This window comes from Methylobacterium haplocladii, from assembly GCF_007992175.1.
GTDB lineage: Bacteria > Pseudomonadota > Alphaproteobacteria > Rhizobiales > Beijerinckiaceae > Methylobacterium > Methylobacterium haplocladii.
In genome coordinates, this window is sequence record NZ_BJZT01000085.1 from 1 (window position 1) to 1,087 (window position 1,087).

At 67.4% G+C, this 1,087-nt stretch carries 1 pseudogene; it reads left to right on the forward strand.

The features are described 5' to 3' along the window. Positions 1-106 precede the first annotated feature (106 nt). Positions 107-1,087, forward strand: a pseudogene (locus MHA02_RS21830) (IS481 family transposase); the annotation flags it as partial.

The following is a 1,087-nucleotide window of genomic DNA, read 5'->3' on the forward strand; positions in this document are numbered from 1 at the left end:
GCTGTTTGGTTGCGGAACGTCGTTGGGATGTGGCAGGTTGGGCGATCAAAGCCCATGCTTGGCGGTTCGAGGGTGTGCGCCGCCGTGCAGCCAGGAGGGTCCGCTGATGCTCGCCATCCATCCCCAGGCCCGCACCACCCCGGCTGTCCGCGCCGAGATCGCCCGCTCGCCCGAGAGCTCCGGCGTGCTGGCCAAGCGCTACGGCGTGTCCACCGAGACCATCCGCAAATGGCGCAAACGCGGCCCCGACGCCTGCCAGGATCGCTCGGCCCGACCCCATAAGCTGCCCTGGCGCGCCAGCGATGAGGAGCGCGCCATCGTGTGCGCGCTCCGCCGCTCCACCGGCTTTCCCCTCGACGCGCTGACCTTCGTCGTCAGCCACTTCCTGCCGCATCTGAACCGGGACGCCGTCTATCGCATCCTAAGGCGGAGGGTCTCAATCGCCTGCCGCCCTCCGAACAGGTCCGCAAGCCGCACGGCACCTTCAAGGACTACGAGGTCGGCTTCGTCCATGTCGACGTGAAGCACCTGCCCAAGCTGCGCGATCGAGACGGCGTCACCCGCAAACGCTACCTCTACGTCGCCATCGACCGCGCCTCCCGCTACGTGCACCTCGCCGTCAAGGATGACGAGACAACAGCCTCGGCCGTCGCCTTCCTCACGGACGCACTCGACGCCTTCCCCTTCCAGGTCACCCACCTGCTCACCGACCGCGGCTCCTGCTTCACCGCCGATGCCTTCGAGGCCGCCTGCGCGCGGCACGGCGTGCGGCATCGCAAGACGCGTCCCTACACACCGAAGACCAATGGCATGGTCGAGCGCTTCAACGGCCGGGTGCAGCGGGAGGTGCTGGGCATCATGATCTACAGCCACGCCGACCTGGAGATCGTGCTGCGCGGCTTCAACGCGGCCTACAACGGTCGCCGTCAGCGCGTGCTCAGAGGTCTCTCGCCCGAGATGGTGCTGCGCCGGCGTCTCGAAGCCAATCCAGCGCTCGCCAATCCCACCTACAGACCGCCCAGCCCGAGCCTCATCAAACGCGCCCTTCGCATCGTCGCAGACGCCAAGGAGGTTTCGCATCCAGACA